At 57.6% G+C, this 23891-nt stretch carries 23 protein-coding genes and 2 tRNA genes; 12 read left to right on the forward strand and 13 right to left on the reverse strand.

Annotated features, from left to right (window positions below; genetic code table 11):
• Positions 1-5 precede the first annotated feature (5 nt).
• The 3 genes from RMR16_RS02160 to RMR16_RS02170 all read right to left on the reverse strand — a co-directional run bounded on the left by RMR16_RS02160 (position 6) and on the right by RMR16_RS02170 (position 1344).
• Positions 6-320: a BrnA antitoxin family protein gene (locus tag RMR16_RS02160; RefSeq protein WP_320199094.1), complete on the reverse strand. Its 315-nt coding sequence runs from the start codon at positions 318-320 to the stop codon at positions 6-8.
• On the reverse strand, positions 299-583 hold the full coding sequence (locus tag RMR16_RS02165; RefSeq protein ID WP_320199095.1) for a BrnT family toxin: 285 nt from the start codon (positions 581-583) through the stop codon (positions 299-301). Before RMR16_RS02165 ends, RMR16_RS02160 begins: the two co-directional genes overlap by 22 nt.
• 71 nt (positions 584-654) lie before the next feature.
• The gene (locus tag RMR16_RS02170) at positions 655-1344 is read right to left on the reverse strand and encodes an HAD family hydrolase (RefSeq protein WP_320199096.1); all 690 of its coding nucleotides are present in this window, start codon (positions 1342-1344) and stop codon (positions 655-657) included.
• Between the two features lie 144 nt (positions 1345-1488).
• Here RMR16_RS02170 and RMR16_RS02175 point away from each other — a divergent pair, with 144 nt between their 5' ends.
• From RMR16_RS02175 to RMR16_RS02185, 3 genes are all read left to right on the forward strand, one after another.
• Entirely contained in the window at positions 1489-2169 is a 681-nt protein-coding gene (locus RMR16_RS02175) for a GntR family transcriptional regulator (RefSeq protein ID WP_320199097.1), read from the forward strand.
• A 179-nt stretch (positions 2170-2348) separates the two neighbouring features.
• On the forward strand, positions 2349-2927 hold the full coding sequence (locus tag RMR16_RS02180; RefSeq protein WP_320199098.1) for a biotin transporter BioY: 579 nt from the start codon (positions 2349-2351) through the stop codon (positions 2925-2927).
• Complete coding sequence (locus RMR16_RS02185) at positions 2924-3370, forward strand: DUF1284 domain-containing protein (RefSeq protein ID WP_320199099.1); 447 nt, start codon at positions 2924-2926, stop codon at positions 3368-3370. The genes RMR16_RS02180 and RMR16_RS02185 overlap by 4 nt, the downstream gene beginning before the upstream one ends.
• Here RMR16_RS02185 and RMR16_RS02190 read toward each other — a convergent pair.
• Positions 3360-4445 (reverse strand): hypothetical protein, encoded by a 1086-nt coding sequence (locus RMR16_RS02190; RefSeq protein ID WP_320199100.1) that lies wholly within the window; start codon positions 4443-4445, stop codon positions 3360-3362. The two genes, RMR16_RS02185 and RMR16_RS02190, sit on opposite strands and share 11 nt — an antisense overlap.
• 197 nt (positions 4446-4642) lie before the next feature.
• Here RMR16_RS02190 and RMR16_RS02195 point away from each other — a divergent pair, with 197 nt between their 5' ends.
• Positions 4643-5788, forward strand: coding sequence for a site-specific DNA-methyltransferase (locus RMR16_RS02195; RefSeq protein ID WP_320199101.1), 1146 nt, complete (start codon positions 4643-4645; stop codon positions 5786-5788).
• 399 nt (positions 5789-6187) lie between these two features.
• Here the strand turns inward: RMR16_RS02195 and RMR16_RS02200 are convergent, their stop codons facing one another.
• From RMR16_RS02200 to mutY, 3 genes are read right to left on the reverse strand one after another with little or no spacing between them, the layout of a single operon-like run.
• Positions 6188-6475 (reverse strand): putative quinol monooxygenase, encoded by a 288-nt coding sequence (locus RMR16_RS02200; RefSeq protein ID WP_320199102.1) that lies wholly within the window; start codon positions 6473-6475, stop codon positions 6188-6190.
• A gap of 20 nt (positions 6476-6495) precedes the next feature.
• Positions 6496-7107, reverse strand: a complete 612-nt coding sequence (locus RMR16_RS02205) for an HAD family hydrolase (RefSeq protein ID WP_320199103.1) — start codon at positions 7105-7107, stop codon at positions 6496-6498.
• A gap of 49 nt (positions 7108-7156) precedes the next feature.
• Complete coding sequence (gene mutY, locus RMR16_RS02210) at positions 7157-8260, reverse strand: A/G-specific adenine glycosylase (RefSeq protein ID WP_320199104.1); 1104 nt, start codon at positions 8258-8260, stop codon at positions 7157-7159.
• Positions 8261-8340: 80 nt separating this feature from the next.
• Here mutY and RMR16_RS02215 point away from each other — a divergent pair, with 80 nt between their 5' ends.
• The 3 genes from RMR16_RS02215 (at position 8341) to RMR16_RS02225 (ending at position 13205) form a co-directional block, all read left to right on the forward strand.
• Positions 8341-8850 (forward strand): DUF721 domain-containing protein, encoded by a 510-nt coding sequence (locus RMR16_RS02215; RefSeq protein WP_320199105.1) that lies wholly within the window; start codon positions 8341-8343, stop codon positions 8848-8850.
• 137 nt (positions 8851-8987) lie between these two features.
• Entirely contained in the window at positions 8988-9671 is a 684-nt protein-coding gene (locus RMR16_RS02220; RefSeq protein ID WP_320199106.1) for a DsbA family protein, read from the forward strand.
• 69 nt (positions 9672-9740) lie between these two features.
• Complete coding sequence (locus RMR16_RS02225; protein WP_320199107.1) at positions 9741-13205, forward strand: chromosome segregation SMC family protein; 3465 nt, start codon at positions 9741-9743, stop codon at positions 13203-13205.
• Positions 13206-13223: 18 nt separating this feature from the next.
• Here the strand turns inward: RMR16_RS02225 and RMR16_RS02230 are convergent, their stop codons facing one another.
• Positions 13224-14192, reverse strand: coding sequence for a VOC family protein (locus RMR16_RS02230; RefSeq protein WP_320199108.1), 969 nt, complete (start codon positions 14190-14192; stop codon positions 13224-13226).
• Positions 14193-14432: 240 nt separating this feature from the next.
• Here RMR16_RS02230 and ppdK point away from each other — a divergent pair, with 240 nt between their 5' ends.
• Complete coding sequence (gene ppdK / locus RMR16_RS02235) at positions 14433-17153, forward strand: pyruvate, phosphate dikinase (RefSeq protein ID WP_320199109.1); 2721 nt, start codon at positions 14433-14435, stop codon at positions 17151-17153.
• Here the strand turns inward: ppdK and RMR16_RS02240 are convergent.
• Complete coding sequence (locus RMR16_RS02240) at positions 17134-17403, reverse strand: hypothetical protein (protein WP_320199110.1); 270 nt, start codon at positions 17401-17403, stop codon at positions 17134-17136. The two genes, ppdK and RMR16_RS02240, sit on opposite strands and share 20 nt — an antisense overlap.
• Positions 17404-17638: 235 nt before the next feature.
• Here RMR16_RS02240 and RMR16_RS02245 point away from each other — a divergent pair, with 235 nt between their 5' ends.
• A complete protein-coding gene (locus RMR16_RS02245) occupies positions 17639-18559 on the forward strand; it encodes a DUF1499 domain-containing protein (protein WP_320199111.1) in 921 nt (306 codons plus the stop codon).
• Between the two features lie 6 nt (positions 18560-18565).
• Here RMR16_RS02245 and RMR16_RS02250 read toward each other — a convergent pair whose 3' ends face one another.
• Together RMR16_RS02250 and RMR16_RS02255 are read right to left on the reverse strand one after the other, a co-directional pair.
• Positions 18566-19474, reverse strand: coding sequence for an MBL fold metallo-hydrolase (locus tag RMR16_RS02250; protein ID WP_320199112.1), 909 nt, complete (start codon positions 19472-19474; stop codon positions 18566-18568).
• A gap of 17 nt (positions 19475-19491) precedes the next feature.
• Positions 19492-19788, reverse strand: a complete 297-nt coding sequence (locus RMR16_RS02255) for a cupin domain-containing protein (protein ID WP_320199113.1) — start codon at positions 19786-19788, stop codon at positions 19492-19494.
• A 174-nt stretch (positions 19789-19962) separates the two neighbouring features.
• On the opposite strand from RMR16_RS02255, the gene RMR16_RS02260 reads away from it, so the two are divergent.
• Positions 19963-20037 (forward strand) — tRNA-Gln (locus tag RMR16_RS02260).
• 173 nt (positions 20038-20210) lie between these two features.
• Here the strand turns inward: RMR16_RS02260 and mqo are convergent.
• Both mqo and RMR16_RS02270 read right to left on the reverse strand, forming a co-directional pair.
• Positions 20211-21881 (reverse strand): malate dehydrogenase (quinone), encoded by a 1671-nt coding sequence (mqo, locus tag RMR16_RS02265; protein ID WP_320199491.1) that lies wholly within the window; start codon positions 21879-21881, stop codon positions 20211-20213.
• Positions 21882-22358: 477 nt separating this feature from the next.
• Positions 22359-22766 (reverse strand): hypothetical protein, encoded by a 408-nt coding sequence (locus RMR16_RS02270; RefSeq protein WP_320199114.1) that lies wholly within the window; start codon positions 22764-22766, stop codon positions 22359-22361.
• 256 nt (positions 22767-23022) lie between these two features.
• On the opposite strand from RMR16_RS02270, the gene RMR16_RS02275 reads away from it, so the two are divergent.
• Positions 23023-23099 (forward strand) — tRNA-Pro (locus RMR16_RS02275).
• Between the two features lie 178 nt (positions 23100-23277).
• Positions 23278-23538: a hypothetical protein gene (locus RMR16_RS02280; protein ID WP_320199115.1), complete on the forward strand. Its 261-nt coding sequence runs from the start codon at positions 23278-23280 to the stop codon at positions 23536-23538.
• The last annotated feature ends 353 nt before the right edge of the window (positions 23539-23891 follow it).

Consider the following 23891-nt stretch of genomic DNA (forward strand, 5'->3'; position numbering starts at 1 on the left):
TAAGGCTATAAGCCAACCGCTTTGCGCAGGGCCTCATTCATGCGGCCTTGCCAGCCTTTTCCGCTCTGGCGGAAACGGGCAATAACGTCTTCGTCAAGCCGAAGCGTGACTTGTTTTTTTGGACTTTCCAGAGCCGGGCGTCCACGGGACTTTCGTTGCTCTTCCATCGCCTTGAAAAATTCAGCGGGCAAAATCTCTGTTGCAGGACGTGCGGTCTCAAGCTCCTGATCTGTCATCTCAGGAAAGTCCACTGCGCTCCAGTCGGCTTCGCTATAGCCTTTGCCGGCTTGAAACCGTTTCACTTCTGGGGTCTTTGCCATGGAAGCGCCCTTCTTTTTTCCTTTTCGCTGGCCCGTCTGAAGCTGACGATGGATATCGCCTCTGCTCCGAGCGTCGCGAAGATGATGGCAGGAGTGCCATCGCGACAATATCCAACAGCTTTGAAGCGCCGTTGGTTAAATTCAACCGCTTGGCTCTCCACCACCATGGCGTCTTCCCAGTCAAAATCGCCAATGTCGGCAAAATCAAAGCCCTGTTTGGCGATATTGGCCAGCCGCTTAGGCTCGTCCCAGACAATCTTCATGAATTAATGTAACTACATTTATTAAAATATCAATGCGGTTACAAAAATCATAAAAAAGGCAGTGCGGCAACTCAGGCCACGCCAGCCCATTCGGACAGCGCTGCAATCGTCGCGGGCAGGTCCTGCATGCGGGAGATCACGGTTTCTGCGCCGGCATCCGTCAGGCGGTCGGCGTGGCTTGGGTAGGTGTGGGATGCGCCGGTGAAGCCGATGACGCGCATGCCTGCGGCGCGGGCGCCCTTGATGCCGTGGACCGAATCTTCGATGACAATGGCGCGGTCAGGCGCAACGTTGAACTGCTTGGCGCCGTGCAGGAAGATGTCCGGCTTTGGCTTGACGCGATCAGGCCCTAAGTCTTTGGCGGAGTAGATATGCCCGTTGAAATAGGGCTTCAGACCAACCTTGGTCAGCATCATATCCAGTCGGTGACTGGAGGAGTTGGAGCAGATGCAGCTCTGCGTCGTCAGCTTCGACAGCGCGAACTTGACGCCTTCGATGGCTTTGACATCACGCTCCAGGCGGGCATCCAGCAGCTTTTCGGATTTTTCCAGCAGCGAGGCGGACAGTGGAATGCTCGCTTCGCGCTCCACTTCCAGCAGAATGTTCTTCCATGTCATGCCCGCAAAGCGCTCGCCCATTTCCTCGGTGGAGATGGGGTAGCCAGCGTCGGTCAGCAGACGCGACTCGACCTGTGCGGCGATGATTTCGGAATCGACCAGAACGCCGTCGCAGTCGAAAATGATGAGGTCGAAGCCGCTCATGGGCTCTCCTTAACGATTGGGAATTGGAAGATTTGAGCGCTTTTAGACTAACTAAGCGCCAAGCTCAACCGATGGCCTTGCAAACGAGCCGTGCAGCAGGAGAAGCTTGCTCGACAATCTCTACGCCGCGCCTTATGTCAAATCATGGCCAAGACTCCGAAAAGCAAACCCGAAGACACCATTGCTGCAAAAATCAGCCGCACGCTGGCAGATCGCATCGTGCGCGGTGAGCTGGCACCTGGTGAACGGCTGCGGCAGGACCATATTGCCGAAGAGTTTGGCGCATCGCATGTGCCGGTGCGCGAAGCATTTCGTCGCCTTGAAGCGCAGGGACTTGCCGTCAGCATTCCACGCCGGGGCGTGCGGGTGGCGGATTTTGGTTTGGCGGACGTGCGGGAAGTGGCGGAAATGCGGGCCGCGCTGGAAGTCTTGGCGCTTCGCCATGCCATTCCCAATATGACCGCCGCCATTCTGGATGAGGCCGAAGCGGCCACGCTGGAAGGGGACAAGGCGATGGATGTGCGGCAGTGGGAAGAGGCAAACCGCCGCTTCCACCGGCTGATTACCGCGCCCTGCAATATGCCGCGTCTGATGGAAGCCATCGACGGATTGCACGCCGCCAGCGCCCGTTTTCTGTTTTCCGCATGGCGGGCAGGGTGGGAGCGACGCACCGACAAAGACCACCGCGCCATCATCGATGCGCTTCGTGGCAACCGTGCAGAGGAAGCAATTCGAGTTCTGGATGGTCATGTCCAATGGATTGGCCGCACGGCAATTCGTACGGCAACCGGCTCGACACGTGACGCATTCGCAATCGTCGGATAAATTATAGATAATTTTATTTGACTACATCCTATTGAAATTATGAGATTTATGCGGACGCTGTCCACATAGGGCGCACACCTGTATGCGAATTTTCAGATCTGCGTCTGGATTTCGTAGTTTTTTCGGTTATCAATCATAACGTCTTTATCGATTATCTATAATTTAAAAAGGAAGACGTGATGACTGCTCAAGTGCGTGCCGCGACACCCGGCTTTTTCGACCTTTCCACCAAGTCCTATGTCCAGCAGGCGATGTTCGTTATGGCCGGTACGATGGTGCTGGCCCTGGCCTCAAAAATCTCCGTGCCGATGATCCCGGTGCCGATCACCATGCAGACCTTTGCGGTCACGATGGTTGGTGCGCTGTATGGCTGGCGGCTCGGCACTTTGACCGTGCTGGCATGGCTGGGTGAAGCCATGCTCGGCCTTCCCGTTCTGGCAGGCGCGTCATCCGGCTTGGCACCTTTCGTCGGCCCGACCGCCGGTTACCTCGTGTCCTTCCCCATCATGGCCGCACTGGTTGGCTTTCTGACGCAAAAGGGCATCAACGGACATCGCCCCGTTGCTGGTCTCCTCCTGCATCTTGCCGCCAATGCACTCGGCCTTACCCTTGGCTGGCTATGGCTCTCTGGCCTTCTGGGTGCTGAAAAGGCGTGGATCGCAGGTGTCGCGCCCTTCATCCTGGGTGCCGTGCTGAAATCGGCTCTTGCCGCTGCGGTTCTCAAAGTCATCGCGTTGCGCACAGAAAGCGCCAAGTGACGGTTCGTCTGAGGGCGCACCACCTGCTCTGTATGCTGACCTATGTTGGCAAAGGCTACACGCCCGGCTTCACGGTCAATTATGACCGTGTGGCCAGGCGGCTGAACCGGGGCGAAGAGATCGAAATCGTCTCGGGGCCGGACGATATCTGTGCGCCATTGCTGCCAGACAAAACCGCCCACTGCTTCAACGAAAGTGTGGTGGTGCGAGATGCAAAAGCGCTGGAAACGGTGTCTTTGCTTGTGGGCAAGGTGCTTGTTATCGGAAGCCGCATCGTCCCGGACGAAGCCCATATCCGCACGCTTCGCGCCGGGTTTTCGAGTGACGACAGACGCGCCGCCTGTTCAGGCTGTGAGTGGAGCAACCTTTGCGACCGGGTTTCCGCCGCAGATTTCAGCGGCGCAAAAGTCGCACCGCCTCAACCCGCGGACATCACTGCGTGATGTTCAATTCGGTGCGCTCAGATGCCGTTACCGTTGCGCTGACTTCTTTCGGTTCGCGCTGCGTCTTCTTGTCATAGGTAATTTTCACGGAATAGTTTCCGGGGCGAAGTGTTTCCTGATGCGAGATGCCGTAGCGCCCGGACACTTCCTTTTGCGTGCCCTGCAAATCCTTCGTCGTTTCCAGGATGTCGATACGCTGTGCATCCGGCGCGGAAATCGCCAGCACGCCGGCGTCCAGATTAACCGTCACATTGGTGCGTTGACCCGCAGTCACCTTAAACGGTGTTTCCACGGTCACTTTGCCCAGACGCGCCCGCATGATGAAATCGCCCGCAGGCATCTGCATCAGCTTGCCGACGCCATAGGTGCCGGCAATCGATTCGCGCGTTCCATCCAGAGTTTCGGTCGGTGAAATCGTTTCGAAGCGAATATTGTCGGTTTCAACGGGGCGGCCGCCATCCTTGTAGACCGCATTGGCCACGACAACGCCGCTTGGGATCACCAGATCATGGCTGACGATCTCACCCGCCTTCACGCTGATGGTTTCCTCGGCACGGGCCGGACCAATCCGGCCTTCCAGTTTCAGCTCTCCGGCAGGAACGAAAATTTCCTTTGATCCATAGATGCTGTCGCTAAATCCCGTGCCCTGTTTGATCTCGACACGCGCCTGCGGCTCGGCGTCCTTGCTGTCTGCGCTGCGCTTGGGAATGATGGTCAGTTGGGCTGCTTCGAAATTGGCTTTCAGCTCGGCCACCGCGCCGTCCTTCACGTCGAAGGGAATATCCCGGCTGATATTGCCAAGCGCCGCCACCGCCACATATTTGCCCGGCGGAATTTTCTCTTCGAACGTCGCGTCATAAGCGCCGCCCACGTTTTCATCGCTGCGCGCACCCGTGCTATCGGCCTTGTAAAAATCCCACCGTACCCGGTCGCTATTGCCAAGCGAAGGCCCGCCCTGAAAAAGCACGGCATCCGTTCTGACATTGATCTGCGGTTTCGGGACTTGTGGTTGTGCTTGCTGTGCAAGCGCCGTGCTCGCGAAAAGCACGGAAATGACAATCAACGAAATACGCATTCTGAATTACCCCTGCGACCCTTATCTTACCCATCATATAGATGACGCGCAAAATTCCGAAATCACAACGTTAAAAGCTCCATCTGGTTCCATCGCCTGTTTATTTTGACTTTTCCGCCACTTGTTCAGGCTTTGATAACCATCTTCGGTAACCATAGGGACCAGTTCAGTCGAGTAAGTGTATGGAGCGAGTACCTATGGCATCAGTGTTTCCGCTGGCCGATTTTCGGCGTGCCGGTTTTGACCTTGCAGGTGAAAGCGATGGCTGGAAAGACAGCATCATCAAGGGTGATTGCGTAGCCGCACTTGAAGCGCTGCCCAGCCAGTCCGTCGATGTTATTTTTGCTGATCCACCATACAATCTTCAGCTTGGCGGCTCTTTGCACCGTCCGGACCAATCGCTTGTCGATGCTGTCGATAATGATTGGGATCAGTTTGCCTCTTTCGAAGCCTATGATGCTTTCACCCGCGCCTGGCTGCTGGCCTGCCGCCGTGTGTTGAAGCCGAATGGCACGATCTGGGTTATCGGCTCGTACCACAATATTTTCCGCGTCGGCGCCATTCTTCAGGACATGAACTTCTGGATTTTGAACGACGTTGTCTGGCGCAAGACCAACCCGATGCCGAACTTCAAGGGTCGCCGGTTCCAGAACGCGCATGAAACGATGATCTGGGCCAGCCGCGATGCGAAGGCCAAAAGCTACACCTTCAATTACGAAGCGCTGAAAGCATCCAACGACGATGTGCAGATGCGCTCCGACTGGCTGTTCCCGATTTGCAGCGGCGGAGAGCGTCTGAAAGGCGATGACGGCAAGAAGGTCCATCCGACCCAGAAGCCGGAAGCGCTGCTCGCCCGCGTCATCATGGCGTCCACAAAGCCGGGTGATGTCGTGCTGGACCCATTCTTCGGTTCCGGCACCACGGGTGCAGTGGCAAAGCGCCTTGGCCGTCATTTCGTCGGTATCGAACGTGAGCAGGATTATATCGATGCCGCGTCAGCCCGCATCGCTGCCGTCGAGCCGCTGGGCAAGGCCGAGCTGACCGTGATGACCGGCAAAAAGGCCGAGCCACGCGTTGCTTTCAACGTGCTGCTGGAAAGCGGTCTGGTTCGCCCCGGCCAGGTTCTGACCGATGTGAAGCGCCGTTACAGCGCGATTATACGCGCCGATGGCACGATTGCATCTGGCGGCACTGCCGGTTCCATCCATCGCCTTGGCGCGAAAGTGCAGGGGCTGGATGCCTGCAATGGCTGGACATTCTGGCACTACGAGGATGGCGAGGCACTCAAGCCAATCGACGATCTTAGAACCGTTATCCGCAGCGAAATGGCAAGTGCCGGCTAAAAAGCGATCCACCGCTCGCGCCTTGTCCACACTCGGTCCGGTTTCGTATCTCCAGTCCCGGACAGAGATAGATCAACGCCCGACGCTCCCAGAGCGTCGGGCGTTGATGTTTTTGTTGTTCATCATAATCTTATTTTCCGTAATATATCAATTGCATGACAAGTTTCGAGCAAGTATGGCTCTATAGCTAATTGGTCCAAGGGAGACACAATCAGCCGAAAGCCCATCTGCCCGGAAATCGAAACGGATTTTCGGAGTGTCTGATGCGGACAGAAAAATACGGCGGCTTTCCCGTCAATGAGATTTAGAAATCTGGCCGTTCGCGGCTAGACTGGTGCAGGTTGAAGACCGCCATTTTCGCCTGCACCAGAACTTCTCTTTCACCACGCTTAATGAAGTTTATTCGCCTTTGCGAATGCTGTAATCGCGTGGAATTCCCTGCGTCACCGTAAACCAGTGAGAGCTTTTTATACGCTGTTGATGGGCATCGAAAGCGGCCTGATCGGAAAATATTTCCGAGACAAGATATCGTCCTTCGATGTCCTGGCTGGGCACGACCTCGAAGAACATGCAGCCCGGTTCGGCATGGGTCAGCTCTATGTGCTGCGGCAATGCCTCAGCCACAGCCTCTCTGCGTTCGACGGGGACATCGATATGGCCTTCCAGATAGATTTTTTCGTCTGACATGGGTGAAGTGATCCCGTCTCTCAGGCTTTGATGCCGAATTCAGCCAAATCCGCTTTCAACTTATCAGCACCGGTAAAATGCACGGCCTGCCATCCGGCAGCTTTCGCGCCTTCCACGTTGGGCAACGTGTCATCGATAAAAATGCTGCTTGCGGGGTCGAGGCCGAATGTATCCGCGTGCAGCTTATAGATCGCCACATCGGGTTTGATCAGGCCAACATCGCCGGAGACCGTCACGCCGCGTGAGAGGGTGAGGAATGGATACATCTTCTGCGCTTCACGGAATGTGTCTGAGGCAAAGTTCGTCAGCATCGTCACATCATGGCCAGCGTCGATCAGGCCGGTCAGAACATCAACCGAGTCATCATAGGAATGGGACACCATCTCGTGCCAGTTCAGGCGAAAGGCGCGGATCATCTCTTCGCGGTCAGGATGCTCCTGCAAAAGAAGCGCTTCGGCCTCTTCCCACGTCCGGCCACGGTCCTGCTCGATGTTCCAGTCGTGGGTGCAGACATTCTCGAAAAACCACGCCCGCTCCGCAGCATCAGGAATAAGGCGGCTGTAGGGAATATGCGGATCGTAGTGGATCAGAACCTTGCCGATGTCGAACACGATATGCTTGATTTCAGTCATTCATTTCACCTGCTGATTTTAAATGCGCATCGAATGATCCGAAAACCGCTCACACTTTTCGGTTCGATGCGTCGAACGCCAACGGAATAGCCTGCGAGATGGCTTTTTTCATCACCGTTGGCAGGGCTTGCGCATCAAGATTTGTGACCGGCTCCCACCATTCGTCATTGGCAGATGGTTTCACCGCACCAGAAACCTTGGCGCGATAGACGGAAAGCCTGAGTTCAAAGTGGGTGAACACATGCACGATGGTGCCCGCCGCTTCCCACTTCGCATCGAACGGCGCGTGTTCCGTGCCGGTGCTGCCATCGATGCGCGCCGTCCACGCGGTTGTCGGCACTTCGGTCATGCCGCCCAACAGTCCGGTTTCGATCCGGCGTCGCAGCAGAATTTCGCCATGGTCATTCACGGCAATGAAGGCCGCGCCGACGCGCACTGGTTTCTCTTTCTTTGCCGCCTTCACCGGCAAACGCTGCGGATCATCCTTTGCCAACGCCAGACAGTGGCTGTTGAACGGACAGAGCGCGCAGGCGGGGCGTTTGGGCGTGCAGATCGTGGCGCCGAGGTCCATCATCGCTTGGGCAAAATCACCGGGGCGTTCAGCGGGCGTAATCTCTGCGACCTTCGCTTTGATTGCCGGTTTGGAGCCGGGCAGGGGTGCGTCGATGAGAAACAGGCGTGAAATCACCCGTTCCACATTGCCATCCATGACAGCGGCCTGCCGGTTGAACGCAATCGCCGCCACCGCCGCTGCCGTATAATCACCAATGCCGGGCAGCTTTCTCAAGCCCTCTTCGGTATCAGGAAAAACACCGCCATGCTCCCGCGCCACGGCCTCGGCACATTTTTTGAGATTGCGCGCGCGGGCATAATATCCAAGCCCCGCCCACGCCGCCATCACGTCATCACTTGGTGCCGCCGCCAGGTCTTCGACCCTCGGCCACAGGGCCAGAAACTTGGCGAAATAGGGCTTCACCGCCTGCACGGTGGTCTGTTGCAGCATGACCTCGGAAAGCCAGACATGGTAAGGATCAGCCCGCAGACCCTTCGCCATCATGGGTGGCGATGTGCGCCACGGCAGGTCGCGGTGGTGCCGGTCGTACCATGCCAGCAGCATGTCCGCATAAGGCGGGTTTTCGATTTTCTGAAGCATGGTTTGCTGTGGCCCTCGTATTGCGCCTATACTTGGTTCATCCGCTTGCGCCGATCAAGCCACCAGTTCACGAGTTCAAAATGAAAAAGCCCCGCAAAGGCGTTATCCAGATTGCCGAAATTGCGAACGGCATCATCGATCCGGTTCTGGCAAAACGCGCCGGTATCAGCACCGCCTTGCTCGGGTCGTGGGATGAAATTGCCGGTGCGGATTTTGCAGATTGCACCCGGCCTGAGAAAATTACCTGGCCGCGCCGCGACGAGGGGCCGGATCGTGGTGGATATCAGGCGGGTGTTCTGACCATTGCCTGCGAAGGTGCGCGCGCCCTTTTTCTGACCCATGCGCAGGGCGAGTTGATTGCCCGCATCAACGGCTTTTTCGGTTTTCCGGCTGTGCGGCAAATCAGAATTGTGCAAAAGCCGGTGTCGCGAACGCTCAATCGTCGTCCCAAGCCGCAACCGTTGCGCGGCGAGGCCGCCAAGCGCCTTGAGGGCATGATGGACGGCATTGAAAGTGAAGCGTTGCGCAAGGCTGTCGAGCGCCTTGGCACGGCCGTTTTGCAGAAGCGCGCACGCGGGCGGACGATTTGAAGCAGGCTGAAAAACTGCACTGTCCTTGACTGGTCACAATTCTTTGACAAAAAGAAACGGAATGGCCGCTTGTTCTGAACAGATGGCCGCGATATCGCAATTGCAGACAATAGAGTCTTTCACACACAGGTGCGTTCATGCATTTCGCCGAACTTAACATTACCCGCCGCAGCCTTCTTGGTGGCGTTGCCTTTGCCGCAGTCGCCGCTGCCCTGCCATTCGCATTTGCGCCAAGCGTAGCTCTTGCGCAGGATTTGCCTGAATCCTCCGGCAATGTGGACATGGCTGAGGTGATGAAGCCCGGCCCGCTGCCAGACCGCGGTTTGGGAGACGTGAATGCACCGGTGAAGATCGTCGAATACATGTCCATGACATGCCCGCACTGCGCGCATTTCCACAACACGACGTTCGATGAGATCAAGAAGAAGTACATCGATACGGGCAAGGTCTATTTCGTCATCCGCGAATTCCCGTTCGATCCACGCGCCGCCGCTGCCTTCATGCTGGCGCGTTGCGCACCGGAACAGCAATATTACCCGTTCGTTTCCATGCTGTTCAAGCAGCAGCAGGGCTGGGCAACGGCGCAGGATGCACGCGGCGCACTGCTGCAAATGTCGAAACTGGCCGGTTTTTCACAGGAGACATTCGAGGCCTGCTTGACGAACCAGAAACTTCTGGATGATGTGAACGCAACGATGCAACGCGGTGCGACGGAATTCGGCGTCAACTCGACCCCGACCTTCATCATCAACGGAAAGCGCTACGCTGGAGATATGTCTGTTGAAAATATGTCGGCTCTGGTCGACAGCCTTCTCAAATAGACGTTACCGGATAAAAACGGGCGACGGATGGTTCCGTGCGCCCGTTTTTTCTGACTGCAGGGCGCTCGCATGAAGTTCAACAAGCTGCGCCTGCTGGGCTTCAAATCCTTCGTTGAGCCATCGGAATTCATCATCGAGCCGGGGCTCACCGGCGTGGTCGGCCCCAATGGCTGCGGCAAGTCCAATCTTGTCGAGGCGCTTCGCTGGGTGATGGGCGAAAACTCCTACAAGAACATGCGTGCATCCGGCATGGATGACGTCATTTTCTCCGGCTCCGGCAATCGACCGGCCCGCAACACCGCCGAAGTCGGCCTTTATCTCGACAATGCGGATCGCACCGCACCTGCCGCTTTCAACGATAGTGATGAAATTCAGGTCACACGCCGCATCGAGCGCGAAAACGGCTCCGTTTATCGCATCAATGGCAAGGAAGCCCGCGCCAAGGATGTGCAGCTTCTGTTTGCCGATGCTTCCACCGGCGCACGCTCGCCCTCCATGGTGGGGCAGGGGCGGATCGGTGAACTCATCAATGCCAAGCCACAGGCGCGACGGCAGTTGCTGGAAGAAGCGGCAGGCATTTCCGGCCTGCATTCCCGCCGTCACGAGGCGGAACTGCGCCTGCGCGCCGCCGAGGCCAATCTGGAGCGGCTGGAAGACGTTACCGCACAACTGGAAAGCCAGATCGAAAGCCTGAAACGTCAGGCGCGTCAGGCCAACCGCTTCAAAATGCTGTCGGCAGATATCCGCGCCCGTGAGGCGACGTTGCTGCATATTCGCTGGGTGGAGGCGAAACAGGCCGAGGGCGAGGCGGAAAGCGCGCTCAATCAGGCGACCAATGTTGTGGCGGAAAAAGCGCAAAGCCAGATGGAGCGGGCCAAGGCGCAAGGCATTGCCAGCTTCAAGCTGCCGGAACTGCGTGAGAACGAAGCCAAGGTTGCTGCCGCCTTGCAGCGCCTGCAAATTGCCCGCACGCAACTGGATGAAGAATCCAACCGCATTCTGCGTCGTCGCGATGAGCTTGCCCGCCGTCTGGCGCAATTGGGTGAAGACATTCAACGCGAAGAACGCATGGTGTCCGACAATGCCGAAGTGCTGGCGCGTCTGGATTCCGAAGAGGCGGACATTCTCGAAATTCTGGCTGATTCGGGCCGTTATGCGGAAGAAACCCGTGAGGCATTCGAAGAGGCTTCCGCAAAGCTTGCCCAAAGCGAACAGGCGTTTGCAGCACTGACAGCAGAACGCGCCGAAGCCTCTGCCAACCGCACCCAACTGGAACGCACCATCCGCGATCTGGCCGATCGAAAGCTGAGGCTCGAACGGCAGGCATCGGACGCCGCAGCGGAAATCGAAAACATCGATCAAAAGCTGTCTGGCCTGCCGGACCCTTCGGAAAAACGCGACAGTGTGGAAGCCGCCGAAATCGCCGTCGAAGATGCGATGATCGTGGTGGAAGAAGCAGAGACAGCGGTTGCGCAAGCCCGCTCTGCCGAAGCACTGGCGCGTGGCCCGGTGGATGCGGCCCGCAGCCGTCTGAATGCGCTGGAAACCGAATCCCGGACGATTTCGAAAATGCTGGCGGCGGGCGCGGCCTCCGGCTCCTTCACGCCGGTGGCGGAGGAGCTGAAAGTGGATCGCGGTTTTGAGGCGGCCTTGGGTGCGGCCTTGGGCGACGATCTTGAAAGCCCGCTTGATCCCGCTGCCCCGGCCTACTGGACGGCCAATGGCGATGGCGCTGATGATCCGGCTCTGCCAGCCGGTGTGCCGTCTTTGCTTGCCCATGTGTCGGGTCCGAATGCCTTGAAACGCAAGCTGCAACAGGTCGGCATTGTGGCCACTGCCGACGAAGCGCTGCGTTTGATGCCAGTGCTGAAACCCGGCCAGCGGCTCGTCACCAAAGACGGCGCGCTGTTGCGTTGGGATGGTCATATCACCGGTGCCGATGCACCCGGCAATGCCGCCCTGCGACTGGCCCAGAAAAACCGTCTGGCCGAGCTGGAAGGTGAAGTCGAAGAGGCGCGGTATGCGCTGGAGGAAGCACAGGAGCAGCTTGCGGCCAGCGCTGATGAGATTCGCATGGCTGAAAGCCAGCTCGCGGATGCGCGGGAACGCAGCCGCCTTGTATCGCGCCAGCTTGTCGAGGCCCGGGATGCTTTGTCCATGGCCGAACGAGCCTCCGGTGATCTTCTGCGCCGCCGCGATGTCGTGTCCGAAGCGATCAACCAGATCAGCGGCCAGATCGACGAGATTGCCGTTCAGGAAGAGACGGCACAGATTGAGCTTGAAGAGGCCGCCGATCTCTCTGACCTCGATTTCCGTCTGCGTGAAAGCCAGCTGGAAGTTGCGACGGATCGCAGCCTGTTGGCCGAAGCCCGCGCGCGTCACGAAGGGCTGAACCGCGAGGCGGAAGCTCACCAGCGCCGCATCAACGCCATCGCGCAGGAACGTGCCACATGGCAGGCGCGGGCAGCCAGCGCAAGCGGCCATATCGCAACGCTGCGGGAGCGCGAAGAAGAAGCCCGCGAGGAGCTTGCGGAACTGGATATCGCGCCGGAAGAGTTCGATGAGAAACGCCGCAATCTTCTGACGCAATTGCAAAAAACCGAGGAAGCGCGTCGTCTGGCCGCAGACCAGCTTGTCGAAGCCGAAAACCTGCAACGCGAGGCAGACCGCACCGCAGCTACCGCGTTGTCGGAACTGGCGGAAGCCCGCGAAAAGCGCGGACGTGCCGAAGAACGCCTCGTTTCCGCCCGCGAAAAACGGCAGGAAACCGAACATCGCATTCGTGAAGCGCTGAATGTCGAACCACATCTGGCCTTCCGTCTAACGGGCCTTGGCGCTGATGCCCCAATGCCGGAAGTACGCGATGTGGAGCGCGATCTGGACCGGCTGAAAATCGAGCGTGAACGGCTGGGCGCTGTCAACCTGCGTGCCGAAGAAGAGCAGGCCGAGCTATCGGATAAGCTGGCAGCACTCATCAAGGAGCGCGACGATATCATCGACGCGGTGCGTAAACTGCGCGCCGGTATCCAGAACCTCAACCGCGAGGGCCGGGAACGTCTGGTTGCCGCATTCGATGTGGTCAACACGCAGTTTCAACGCCTCTTCACCCACCTGTTCGGCGGCGGAACGGCGGAACTGCAACTGATCGAATCCGATGATCCGCTGGAAGCGGGCCTCGAAATCCTCGCCCGCCCACCCGGCAAAAAGCCGCAGACCATGACATTGCTGTCGGGCGGTGAACAGGCGTTGACGGCCATGGCCCTGATCTTCGCCGTGTTCCTCACCAACCCCGCACCCATCTGCGTGCTGGACGAAGTGGACGCACCGCTGGATGACCATAACGTCGAGCGTTATTGCAACCTGATGGATGAGATGGTGGCATCGACGGAAACCCGTTTCGTCATCATTACCCACAACCCCATCACCATGGCCCGCATGGACCGCCTGTTCGGCGTGACCATGGCAGAGCAGGGCGTGTCGCAACTCGTCTCCGTGGATCTGCAAATGGCAGAACAGCTTGTCGAGGTTGCCTGACGCATCCGACGTCGCTTCTTACACGCTCACCAGCCGCAGCTTCGTTCCCCATGGATCGATGGCTTCGACGCCGCCGGTGATGGAAGAGATGCCATAACCGCTGTCACGCAGCCGTTTTTCCTGCGCCGCAAACACGCCCTTGTCACTGACGGTCAACGAAAACCAGTCCAATCCGGTTTGTGCCGCATCGCGATTGCCGGCGCCTCGGCTGTTCCAGGAGTTGATCGCCAGATGGTGATGATAATGGCCTGACGACAGAAAAGCGGCATCGGCTCTTTCAGTCCGTGTCGATTGAAGGCCCACGGCGTTTTCGTAGAATGTTCTGCCCTTGGCCACATCACCGACCCGCAAATGCATATGCCCGATGCGCAGTCCCTGCGGAGCGAGCGTATAGTCATCGCGGCTGGTATCCGTCAGTGCCACCAGATTGTCGATGTCGAGCTGTTCCGTACCCATGGTGACGATGCCGCCGTTCCACGTCCACGCGTCGCGCGGCCGGTCGCTATAGACCTCGATGCCATTGCCTTCTGGATCGTTGAGATAAATCGCTTCGCTGACACTGTGATCGGCAACGCCCGTCAACGGCACCCGGTTTGTCACCGCGTGCACCAGCCACCGGGCAAGATCTTTCCGTGTCGGCATCAGATAGGCAATGTGAAATAACCCTGCCGCACTTTGGCTTTCATAGGACGCTGACGGTGCATGGATCAGCGTCAGCAAGGGCTTTCCGCCCGCTCCCAGAATGACGCTGCCAGTGTCAGTGGCGATTTTGGAAAGACCCAGAACCGAGCCGTAATAGGCGATCATCGCATCCATATCGCGCACTTTCAGTGCGGCCTGATCGACGTGAACGGGCGTTGTCAATGCAAAGGGCAGGGCGATTGATGAGGTGGGTATGTTGCCTTCAGCTCGAACAGCGCCAGCCATTGCAACAGATGCACAGGAAAGACCCGAAAGTTTCAATAGATTTCTGCGGCTCAATTTCATTTTAAATCTCTTAAAATCGTCAACCAAAAAACAGTACGTCACTACTGCGTGATGGCGCGGCCCGCATCTCACAAATGCGTCACTCTGTCACTTAAATCGGGTGCTTATTTCTGGTTGAGCAAAGGCCACCGCCGCATTTATGCTGCACTGCGATGTAATCTTGGTGGAACTGGCGTTCCCAACAGTATGACAATGCTGTAAGGGTCAAAAAACAGAACGCTTCTGGGTGGAGAGCGTAGAATGAAAAAATGGGCCTATACCTTCGGCAACGGTGCTGCCGAGGGACGCGCGAGCGATATCGCCATATTGGGCGGCAAGGGTGCAAACCTTGCCGAAATGGCGAGCCTCGGCCTGCCAGTTCCCCCCGGTCTCACCATCATCAGCGAAGCCTGCGCGCGTTATCACCAAGGCGGCCGCACGTTGCCGGAAGATTTGAAGCTGCAAGTCGCCAGCGGCATTGCCGGCATGGAAGCCATTACCGGTCGCAAATTTGGCTCCGGCAAACATCCGCTGCTGTTGTCCGTGCGATCAGGTGCACGCGCCTCCATGCCCGGCATGATGGACACCGTGCTCAATCTCGGCCTCAATGACGAGACGGTTCAGGCGCTGGGGCATGATTCCGGTGATGCCCGTTTCGCGTGGGATAGCTATCGCCGTTTTATCCAGATGTATGCCGATGTGGTCATGGGGCTGGATCACGAAATCTTCGAGGAAATTCTCGAAGATGAAAAAGGCCGTCTGGGCTACGAATATGACACGGAGCTTTCCGCCGTCGAGTGGCAGCATATCGTGTCGCTCTACAAGACCCTGATAGACGAGGAACTGGGCCAGCCTTTTCCGCAGGATACGCAGGTGCAGTTGTGGGGCGCCATCGGTGCCGTTTTCGCAAGCTGGATGAACCCGCGCGCCGTAACCTACCGCCACCTGCACAATATTCCCGGAGATTGGGGCACGGCTGTCAACGTCCAGGCCATGGTGTTCGGCAATCTCGGCTCGTCCTCGGCCACCGGCGTTGCCTTTACCCGCAACCCTTCGACGGGTGAAAAAGCGCTGTACGGCGAATTCCTCGTCAATGCGCAGGGTGAAGATGTGGTCGCGGGCATTCGCACGCCGCAGTCCATCACCGAAGAAGCACGTCTCGTTTCAGGCTCCGACAAGCCTTCGATGGAAAAGCTGATGCCGGAAGCATTTGCGGATTTCATGAGCATTTGCGGGCGGTTGGAAACCCACTACCGCGATATGCAGGACATGGAATTCACCATAGAGCGCGGCACTTTGTGGATGTTGCAGACGCGCTCCGGCAAGCGTACCACCCGCGCCGCGATGAAAATCGCCGTCGATATGGTGGAAGAGGGGTTGATCAGCACCGACGAGGCGATCTGCCGTATCGAGCCATCCTCGCTCGACCAGTTGCTGCACCCGACGATCGATCCATCCGTGGAACGCCCCATCATCGGCTCCGGCCTTCCGGCATCGCCGGGTGCTGCGTCCGGCGAGATCGTGTTTACCTCGGAAGAGGCCGTTGCTGCGGAAGCAGAAGGCCGTCGCGTCATCCTGGTGCGCATGGAGACCAGCCCGGAAGATATCCACGGTATGCACGCGGCGGAAGGCATTTTGACCACCCGCGGCGGCATGACCAGCCATGCGGCGGTGGTGGCACGCGGCATGGGCATTCCCTGTGTTTCCGGCGCAGGGTCCATGCGTGTGGATTTGCGCAGCGGCGTATTGATCGGCGTGGGTTGCATGTTGAAAAAGGGTGATATCATCACCATCGATGGTTCGTCCGGGCGCGTCATGAAGGGCGAAGTGCCGATGACGCAGCCGGAATTGTCCGGTGATTTCGCCAAGCTGATGCAATGGGCCGACGCCACCCGCCGCATGACGGTGCGCACCAATGCAGACACGCCGGCAGACGCCCGCGCTGCCCGCGCCTTTGGCGCGGAAGGCATTGGTCTATGCCGCACCGAACATATGTTTTTTGAGGGTGACCGCATTCAGGTGATGCGCGAAATGATCCTTGCCGAACATGAAGAGGGCAGACGCGCCGCACTCGATCAACTGCTGCCCATGCAGCGGCAGGATTTTACCGAGCTGTTTTCCATCATGCACGGCCTGCCGGTCACCATCCGCCTGCTGGACCCGCCTTTGCACGAGTTCCTGCCGAAGACAGATGGCGAGATCGTGGAAGTGGCAGCCGCCATGGGCATACCGCAAACGCTGTTCCGGCAGCGGCTGGATGCGCTGCACGAATTCAACCCCATGCTGGGGCATCGCGGTTGCCGACTGGCCATTTCCTATCCCGAAATTGCCGAAATGCAGGCCCGCGCCATTTTTGAAGCGGCAGTGGAAGCCGCTCGCCAGACCGGCGCTCCCATCGTGCCGGAAATCATGGTGCCGCTGGTCGGCCTTCGTTCGGAACTGGATTATGTCCGCGCCGTCATCGACCGTGTCGCCGCAGCCGTTGCGCAGGAAACCGGCGTTACGCTGGAATATCTGACCGGAACCATGATCGAACTGCCGCGTGCCGCCCTGCGCGCCCACGTCATTGCCGAGGCGGCAGAGTTCTTTTCCTTCGGCACCAACGATTTGACGCAGACCACATTCGGCATTTCGCGTGATGATGCCGCCCGTTTCATCGATACCTACCAGCGCAAGGGTATCATCGAGCGTGACCCGTTCATCTCCCTGGATTTCGACGGTGTTGGAGAACTGATCCGCATCGCGGCAGACCGTGGCCGCCAGACGCGGCCAGAGCTGAAACTCGGCATTTGCGGAGAACATGGCGGCGACCCGGCATCCATCCATTTCTGCGAGGATGCAGGGCTGGATTACGTATCCTGTTCGCCGTTTCGCGTTCCCATCGCGAGATTGTCCGCAGCGCAGGCAACCCTTGCCATGGCAGCAAAGGCGCCGACGGAGACACCATCCAAGGTGGTGCCGATCAGCGGTTTTGCACGATAATACGGCGTTCCACGACAACAGGACGATAGAACATATCGCGGTTTACCTGCGCCTGCCACGCGCGCGCATCGGCGCGTCGGTCCAGATCAATGTCCAGCAGGCAACCGGCCATCTGGTCTGTGTTGGGGCGGAACCCATAGCTTCGGCAGGTTGCCTCGTCACGCGCTCGCCGCTCTTCCGGCGACAGCGTCTGGCAGGCGGATAACGCCAGCGTGGCCGCAAGCGCGCCGAAAACGATGGAAATACGCATGATGATAACTCCCTGTAACAACAGCTCTGTATAGCCCACTGATACGACTGTTCTTCGGTGTAGAAAAGTCCGCGCAGGCGCAAAGGTTGCGTTATCAAAGCCGCAATTTTGGGTGAAGCGATTCCCTTCGGCGCTGAAACGCATTATGAATTGTTGAACCGGCGATTCCCTCAAAGTGTCATCTGTCGCTTCGAGCGCCATCGTCGCCAAAATTCGTGTCTCCGGGTGCCGCTTTATGACTGTGCGTTTCGTTCGGCCCGTGTCCTATGCGGCATATCTTTCCCGTTACCTCGGGCTGTCGGCGCTCGTGCTGTTTCTCATTGCCGCACCGCTGCACCGCTTTGGGCCACTGACCACACCCGACTTCATCTCTCTGGCATTGATTTCCGCCGCCATCGCCGGTGTCGCTTTCGTGCTTGCCATCATCGGCTTGCAGCGTCTGTGGTCTGCCGGTGCAAAGGGCGGCTTGTGGTCGCTTTATGCGCTGGTGCTGTCTGCCGTGCCTTTAGGCATCGTCGGTTTTGCAACATTTCTCTATTGGCAAAAACCACAGATTTACGATGTCTCCACAGATGTGGCAGACGCGCCGAACTGGCTTTCCATTCCCACCGCCAACCAGCAATGGCTGCCGCGCCCTGCCATCATCTCGAAAGCCGATCGGGATTTGCAGGCCGCCGCCTATCCAACCCTGGCAGGACACCGTTATGAAGGCGCGATAGACCGTGTTTACACGGCCGCCCGCAAGGTGGCGAAAGCGCAGCGCATTCGTATCATCCACACGGATGGCCTTATCGGCTCGCTGCCGGATGTGCAGCCCGGAATTCCCAAGCAAGACCAGACGGAAGGCGCGACAGACACGCCGGTGGAAGACCTTCCGACCAATGTGCCCGTGCCTTTGGCAAGACCCGCAGACGCTCCCGCACCCACCTTTTTCAACGGAAGCGGCATTGTGCTGTTGCAAGGCGACGTGCGCACCCTCATCTGGGGCCAGCGCTTCGATATCCTCATTCGCCTGCGGGAAGACACCGAAACAACCCTGGTAGACGTCCGCGTCGCCTCCCGCTTCGGCCCGCATGATCTGGGCATGGGTGCCGAAATTGCCGAGGCCTATCTCGATGCGCTGGACGCCGAAATGCAGGGCTTGAACGATAATTGAGTGGTCTCAAACGGGCAGATAGATCCCGGTCAGCGAAGGTGGGCCATTCGTCTGCACTTCGCCTTTTTCAATCAAATCTTCGATGTGAGCGAGAACGGAAAGAGCGGCGGCACCGTGAAGGCGCGGGTCGGTGCTTCTGTAGATGATTTTCACCATCTCCGGTATCGTCCGGTCGCCCGCCTTGATGCGGGTGAGAACCGCTTTTTCGCGCATACGACGGTGGGCGCGAAGGCCGCGCATGAAGGCAGTGGGGTCATTGACCGGCCCGCCATGACCCGGCAGAAACAGCCGGTCCTTGCGTTTCAGCAGCTTTGCCAGCGATGCCATATAATCGCTCATCGCGCCATCCGGCGGGGCGACGATGGTGGTTGCCCATGCCATGACGTGATCTGCCGAAAACACGATGCCGCTGCCCTCCAGCGCAAAGGCAGCGTGGTTGGCCGTGTGTCCGGGCGTGTGCAGCGCGGTTAGTGTCCAGCCATCGCCGGAGATGCTTTTGCCATCACCGAGCGCGATATCCGGCACAAAATCCATATCGGAGCTTTCGGCAAACGGGTTGCGCTCACCCTCATGCAAAGGCCGCGCAGCGCGGTGCGGCCCTTCGGCCACCGTCCGCGCACCCGTTGCTTGCTTCAAGCGCTTCGCCAGCGGCGAGTGATCGCGGTGCGTATGGCTGACGAAAATATGCGTCACCTCACGCCCCTCCAGCGCCGCCATCAGCGCCTGGAAATGCGCTTCGTCTTCCGGGCCGGGATCGATAACCGCGACGGATTCGCCGCCGACAATATAGCTGTTGGTGCCGTGAAAGGTGAACGCGGACGGATTGTTGACGGTGATGCGCTGGACATTGTCCGCCACAGGCATAGCTATGCCATAGGCGGGCTGAAAATCGCGGTTGAATTCCGGGTCAGTCATCGGTTTGGCAAGCGCCCTTATTTGTATTCGATCTCAATGAAAGACATCGGCTCGCTGCCCGCATTGACGACATTGTGCGAGATACCAGCCTCACGCCGATAAGCCGCGCCCTTGGCAATATCCACCCTGCGGCTGCCACCTTCCTCTTCAATCAGAAATTCACAATCGGTCATCGGCACCACCACATAACCAAGCCCATGCGTGTGATGACCGGTATCTGCACCGGGTTCAAAATCCCAACGGATGATGCGGACGACCGCATCATCCAGCAGCGTTGTGGGTATGGCAGGTGGACGGGCACTATATTTGCTCATGAGCGCTTTCACCGGAAAATGGCCTTAAAGGCCGGTTGTTTCCTGACGTAACATGAAGCTGGCACCCGACACACAAGAAATATTGCCGTTCTTTCAACTTAATCATTGCCGCTGCCGTTCTGCTTTGCTAATCAGGCGCCGTTCAGGCAGCGGCGTTTCGCCAATCTGCCCTGTTGGGGCGTCGCCAAGCGGTAAGGCACCGGTTTTTGGTACCGGCATTCCCAGGTTCGAATCCTGGCGCCCCAGCCATGTTTTCTCTCATAAAAAATAAATAGAGTTTCGGCGTGTTTGCGGTCATCCGCCTCCGCCCGCAATCGTTTCAACCATCGTTACCCTGAAACAAAAAAAGCGCCGCACACACAAATGCACGGCGCTTGATAGTCACGCTGCTTCGAAACGACGTCCGAAGCGATCTGGCTCGGTTACGGCGCCAAATCACCCACCGGCTTTGCCGGAGCAGTCTCCACCGCAACCGGCGCAGGCGCCGCAGCGGCAGGCTTTGAAAAGGCTGCAACATCGATCTGTGGTGGAGTTGGCAGTTGCAGGTGTTCGCTGGTGTAGGCCCATTCCTCAAAGACCTTCTGCGGGTCATCGTTCAGGTTGGTGCCGTAGCTTGGAACGATCTGACGGATTTTGGCCTGCCAGTCTGGTGATGCGACCTTTTCGGCGAAGACTTTTTCCAGAACCTTGAGCATGATCGGTGCTGCGGTGGAAGCACCCGGAGAGGCACCGAGAAGGGCTGCGATGCTGCCATCCTTGGCGCTGACGATTTCCGTGCCGAGTTTCAGCACGCCGCCCTTTTCTTCGTCACGCTTGATGATCTGCACGCGCTGGCCTGCCTGCCACAAACGCCAATCGCCCTGCTTGGCATTCGGGAAATATTCCTTGAGCGCTGCAAAGCGGTCGTCGTCGGACAGCATCAGCTGGCCGGCCAGATATTCCACCAGCGGATATTCATCGATGCCAACGCTGACCATCGGCCATGCATTGCTGATGGTCGTGGAGGAGAGAAGGTCGAAATAGGAGCCTTCCTTCAGGAACTTGGTGGAGAAGGTGGCGAATGGGCCAAATAGCAGCACGCGCTTGCCACCCAGAACGCGGGTGTCGAGATGCGGAACGGACATCGGAGGAGAGCCGACCGAAGCCTTGCCATAGGCCTTGGCCAGATGCAGCATGGTTACGTCAGGGTTTTCGTTGACGAGGAACGAGCCGCCAACCGGGAAGCCGGCGTAATCGTCACCTTCCGGAATACCGGACATTTGCAGCAGGTGCAGTGCGCCGCCACCTGCGCCGATAAACACGAACTTTGCATCCACCGTGTGCGCTGTGCCGTCCGTGGTCTTGCTGTAGCTGACGCGCCATGTGCCATCGGCGTTGCGCTCGATGGCATCGACTTCGCTGGACACCTGCAAATTGAAGTTTGGCTGGCTTTTCAGATGCGCAACGAACTGGCGGGTGATTTCGCCAAATTCCATGTCGGTGCCCAGAGGAGACCACGTCGCGCCGATTTTCTGGCTGGGGTCGCGCCCTTCCATCATCAGCGGAACCCACTTTTTGATCTGCTCCGGATCGGTGGAATATTCCATGCCGGCAAATAGCGGGCTGGCCTTCAACGCTTCGAAACGTTTGCCGAGGAATTCAACGTTTTCATCGCCCCACACAAAGCTCATATGCGGTGTGTGGTTGATAAAGGAGCGCGGGTTCTTCAGAACGCCGTTGCGCACCTGCCACGCCCAGAACTGGCGGGAGATCTGGAAGGACTCGTTGATGCCAACGGCCTGCGTGATCTTGACGCCACCCTTGCCGTCTTCCGGCGTGTAGTTCAATTCGGCAAGCGCCGAGTGGCCGGTGCCGGCATTGTTCCAGCCGTTGGAGCTTTCCAGCGCAACGGCGTCCAGACGCTCAAGCATCTCGACGGACCAATTCGGCTCCAGCTCGCGCAGCCACACGCCAAGTGTGGCACTCATAATGCCGCCGCCGATCAACAGAACGTCGACCTTCTTGTCCGCAGCCTGCGCCAATGCGGGTGCGCCGGGCACCGTGACTGCGGCCAGACCGGCAAGGGCCGTGCCCAGCACCTGGCGACGATTCATGGTGAAGTTGTCGTGCGAAAATCCGGTGGTCAGGCCGTTGCCTTTATCATCTTCGATCACGTCTTTTCCTAACCTCTTGATAATTTTCAAATTTGTGCGGCGCAATAACGCATACAGTCGACCAAGACAACTCACGCAGGTGGGAGCGCGGGGAGGGCGAGGCGGCATCTATGATTTTGAGGAACGAGGAAGAGGCGTGTTTAAATTCGGGCGGAAAAATGTCCTGTGCGACATTTTGCCTTAGTTTTCCGCATCATAAGCTCACTGGCGCTATCCAGATTACTGGCAGAGATAATATATTTCCAAGAATTATAATCGTTTATATAATACATGATGCGCTGTGCGCATGACAGCTGTGCGGGTGCAATTTTCGCCGCATACGACGAAGCGAAGCAGCGAAAAAGCCATCTGTTTTTGACATAAAAAAGCCCGCCGGAATGATCGCAGCGGGCTTTGTGAAGGCAATGATGCCTGTCTTTATTCGGCGGCAAGAAACTCTGCGCAATAGCTCGGTCCGTTCACGCCTGGGCGGTCGGACACTGTGCGAACGGAGCGGATTTTGTAATCGTCACCCACAACGACCTGTACGGTGCAGGAAAGATAGCTTGTGCGTGCAGCCGCAGTCTGGCGACCACGTTTGCCATCTTTGCCCTCTTCAAACTGGGCCGGAATCTTCGCAGTTTTGTAACCACCACGCCATGTGAACGTTGTGGTGCCGCCGGAGTCCACATCGCTCAATGGCGGGCCGAACTTGGCGAAAAATACGCCTGCCGACTGGCCAACCCAGCGTGTTTCCACTGGGTTTCTGGTTGCGATAGAAGGTGTGGTGGTGCAGGCGGACAAGGCAATGGCCAGCCCTGCGAATGTTACGCCGCGAAAACGCATGTCGAAAGATCCTTGTTGTGCCGTGTCCGGTGTTTTTGCCGGATGTCATGTTCCCCTAGCAGATTTGATGGGCCGCGGCAGGGGAGGATGACACTCTGCCGCATATTTTTTGCCACAATTGCTTTTTTGTAACGTTTTGCGGTGTGTGTGGCCCGTCGGGCAAGGTGTTTTCCATCCTTTGGAAACGCGTCACAAAATTTTCAAAAAGGCCGCTTGTCGAAGCCGAATGGCTGGTCTATAGACACGCCGTTGGCCACGGAGTGTAGCGCAGTCTGGTAGCGCATCTGGTTTGGGACCAGAGGGTCGGGAGTTCGAATCTCTCCACTCCGACCAGCCAAAGTCCTCGTATAAAAGGGCTTCTGGTTGTTGATTGCATTCGTCCAATAATAAATCTATCTCATAGGTGAACAGTTTCAGAATGCGTTTGCAGCGCTGTGTCGAAACCCCTGCGCATTGTGCAGGTATCCCGAACATTTGGCATCAGAATAGCCAGCTGGCCCAGGAAGTTGATATGTCTAAGAAAGCAAAACTGGAGCATTCCGAATTCTCGGGCGAGTTCGAAGATGACGGCGTCACCGTCCTCGTTGATATTTATCGACCCGCTGGCACCCAGAATGACTGGCGAATGGACGTGGTCAGCGAAGAGGATGATGTAACGTCGTGGGAGGAAGCTTTCACGACCGACAAGGACGCATGGGAAGAGTTTCTTGCCACCGTCGAAAAGGATGGCATTCGCACCTTTCTTGAGAGTGACGATCCAGCAGTGCATTGAACGCCAATGATCGTTTGAGCATCGTTGGGAATATCGATATCGACCAGAACAGATCACGGTGCCGTCATGCGGCACTCTTTAAACGCGCGGCTACGCTACGCGCAACCAACGTGACTATTTTTGGGCTACGCAAGATTTCCGTCATTTTTTACGTGAAAGCCATTGGATTACGTTAGGTAAGGTGTGGCGCTTTACAAAAAATAATAGTGTAATCGATTGCTACAAAAGCAGAAAAAACCTCGCTGTAACGTTTCAGATTAACTCTTGCGTTAATCTTCTCAGATCAAGGGCGCCTATATGCCGCACCGGAGCAAGCATAACATCACAACGAAAGTGACGTTGCAGGATGTGGC

This window comes from Agrobacterium sp. rho-13.3, from assembly GCF_033957765.2.
In the GTDB taxonomy this organism is placed as follows: Bacteria; Pseudomonadota; Alphaproteobacteria; order Rhizobiales; family Rhizobiaceae; genus Agrobacterium.

Bases quoted from the DNA above. Each gene is read 5' to 3' on its own strand.
- RMR16_RS02160 (WP_320199094.1), bottom strand. From the start codon at position 320: ATGGCAAAGACCCCAGAAGTGAAACGGTTTCAAGCCGGCAAAGGCTAT.
- RMR16_RS02165 (WP_320199095.1), bottom strand. From the start codon at position 583: ATGAAGATTGTCTGGGACGAGCCTAAGCGGCTGGCCAATATCGCCAAA.
- RMR16_RS02170 (WP_320199096.1), bottom strand. From the start codon at position 1,344: ATGAGCGGCTTCGACCTCATCATTTTCGACTGCGACGGCGTTCTGGTC.
- RMR16_RS02175 (WP_320199097.1), top strand. From the start codon at position 1,489: ATGGCCAAGACTCCGAAAAGCAAACCCGAAGACACCATTGCTGCAAAA.
- RMR16_RS02180 (WP_320199098.1), top strand. From the start codon at position 2,349: ATGACTGCTCAAGTGCGTGCCGCGACACCCGGCTTTTTCGACCTTTCC.
- RMR16_RS02190 (WP_320199100.1), bottom strand. From the start codon at position 4,445: ATGCGTATTTCGTTGATTGTCATTTCCGTGCTTTTCGCGAGCACGGCG.
- RMR16_RS02195 (WP_320199101.1), top strand. From the start codon at position 4,643: ATGGCATCAGTGTTTCCGCTGGCCGATTTTCGGCGTGCCGGTTTTGAC.
- RMR16_RS02200 (WP_320199102.1), bottom strand. From the start codon at position 6,475: ATGTCAGACGAAAAAATCTATCTGGAAGGCCATATCGATGTCCCCGTC.
- RMR16_RS02205 (WP_320199103.1), bottom strand. From the start codon at position 7,107: ATGACTGAAATCAAGCATATCGTGTTCGACATCGGCAAGGTTCTGATC.
- mutY (WP_320199104.1), bottom strand. From the start codon at position 8,260: ATGCTTCAGAAAATCGAAAACCCGCCTTATGCGGACATGCTGCTGGCA.
- RMR16_RS02215 (WP_320199105.1), top strand. From the start codon at position 8,341: ATGAAAAAGCCCCGCAAAGGCGTTATCCAGATTGCCGAAATTGCGAAC.
- RMR16_RS02220 (WP_320199106.1), top strand. From the start codon at position 8,988: ATGCATTTCGCCGAACTTAACATTACCCGCCGCAGCCTTCTTGGTGGC.
- RMR16_RS02225 (WP_320199107.1), top strand. From the start codon at position 9,741: ATGAAGTTCAACAAGCTGCGCCTGCTGGGCTTCAAATCCTTCGTTGAG.
- RMR16_RS02230 (WP_320199108.1), bottom strand. From the start codon at position 14,192: ATGAAATTGAGCCGCAGAAATCTATTGAAACTTTCGGGTCTTTCCTGT.
- ppdK (WP_320199109.1), top strand. From the start codon at position 14,433: ATGAAAAAATGGGCCTATACCTTCGGCAACGGTGCTGCCGAGGGACGC.
- RMR16_RS02240 (WP_320199110.1), bottom strand. From the start codon at position 17,403: ATGCGTATTTCCATCGTTTTCGGCGCGCTTGCGGCCACGCTGGCGTTA.
- RMR16_RS02245 (WP_320199111.1), top strand. From the start codon at position 17,639: ATGACTGTGCGTTTCGTTCGGCCCGTGTCCTATGCGGCATATCTTTCC.
- RMR16_RS02250 (WP_320199112.1), bottom strand. From the start codon at position 19,474: ATGACTGACCCGGAATTCAACCGCGATTTTCAGCCCGCCTATGGCATA.
- RMR16_RS02255 (WP_320199113.1), bottom strand. From the start codon at position 19,788: ATGAGCAAATATAGTGCCCGTCCACCTGCCATACCCACAACGCTGCTG.
- mqo (WP_320199491.1), bottom strand. From the start codon at position 21,881: ATGAATCGTCGCCAGGTGCTGGGCACGGCCCTTGCCGGTCTGGCCGCA.
- RMR16_RS02270 (WP_320199114.1), bottom strand. From the start codon at position 22,766: ATGCGTTTTCGCGGCGTAACATTCGCAGGGCTGGCCATTGCCTTGTCC.
- RMR16_RS02280 (WP_320199115.1), top strand. From the start codon at position 23,278: ATGTCTAAGAAAGCAAAACTGGAGCATTCCGAATTCTCGGGCGAGTTC.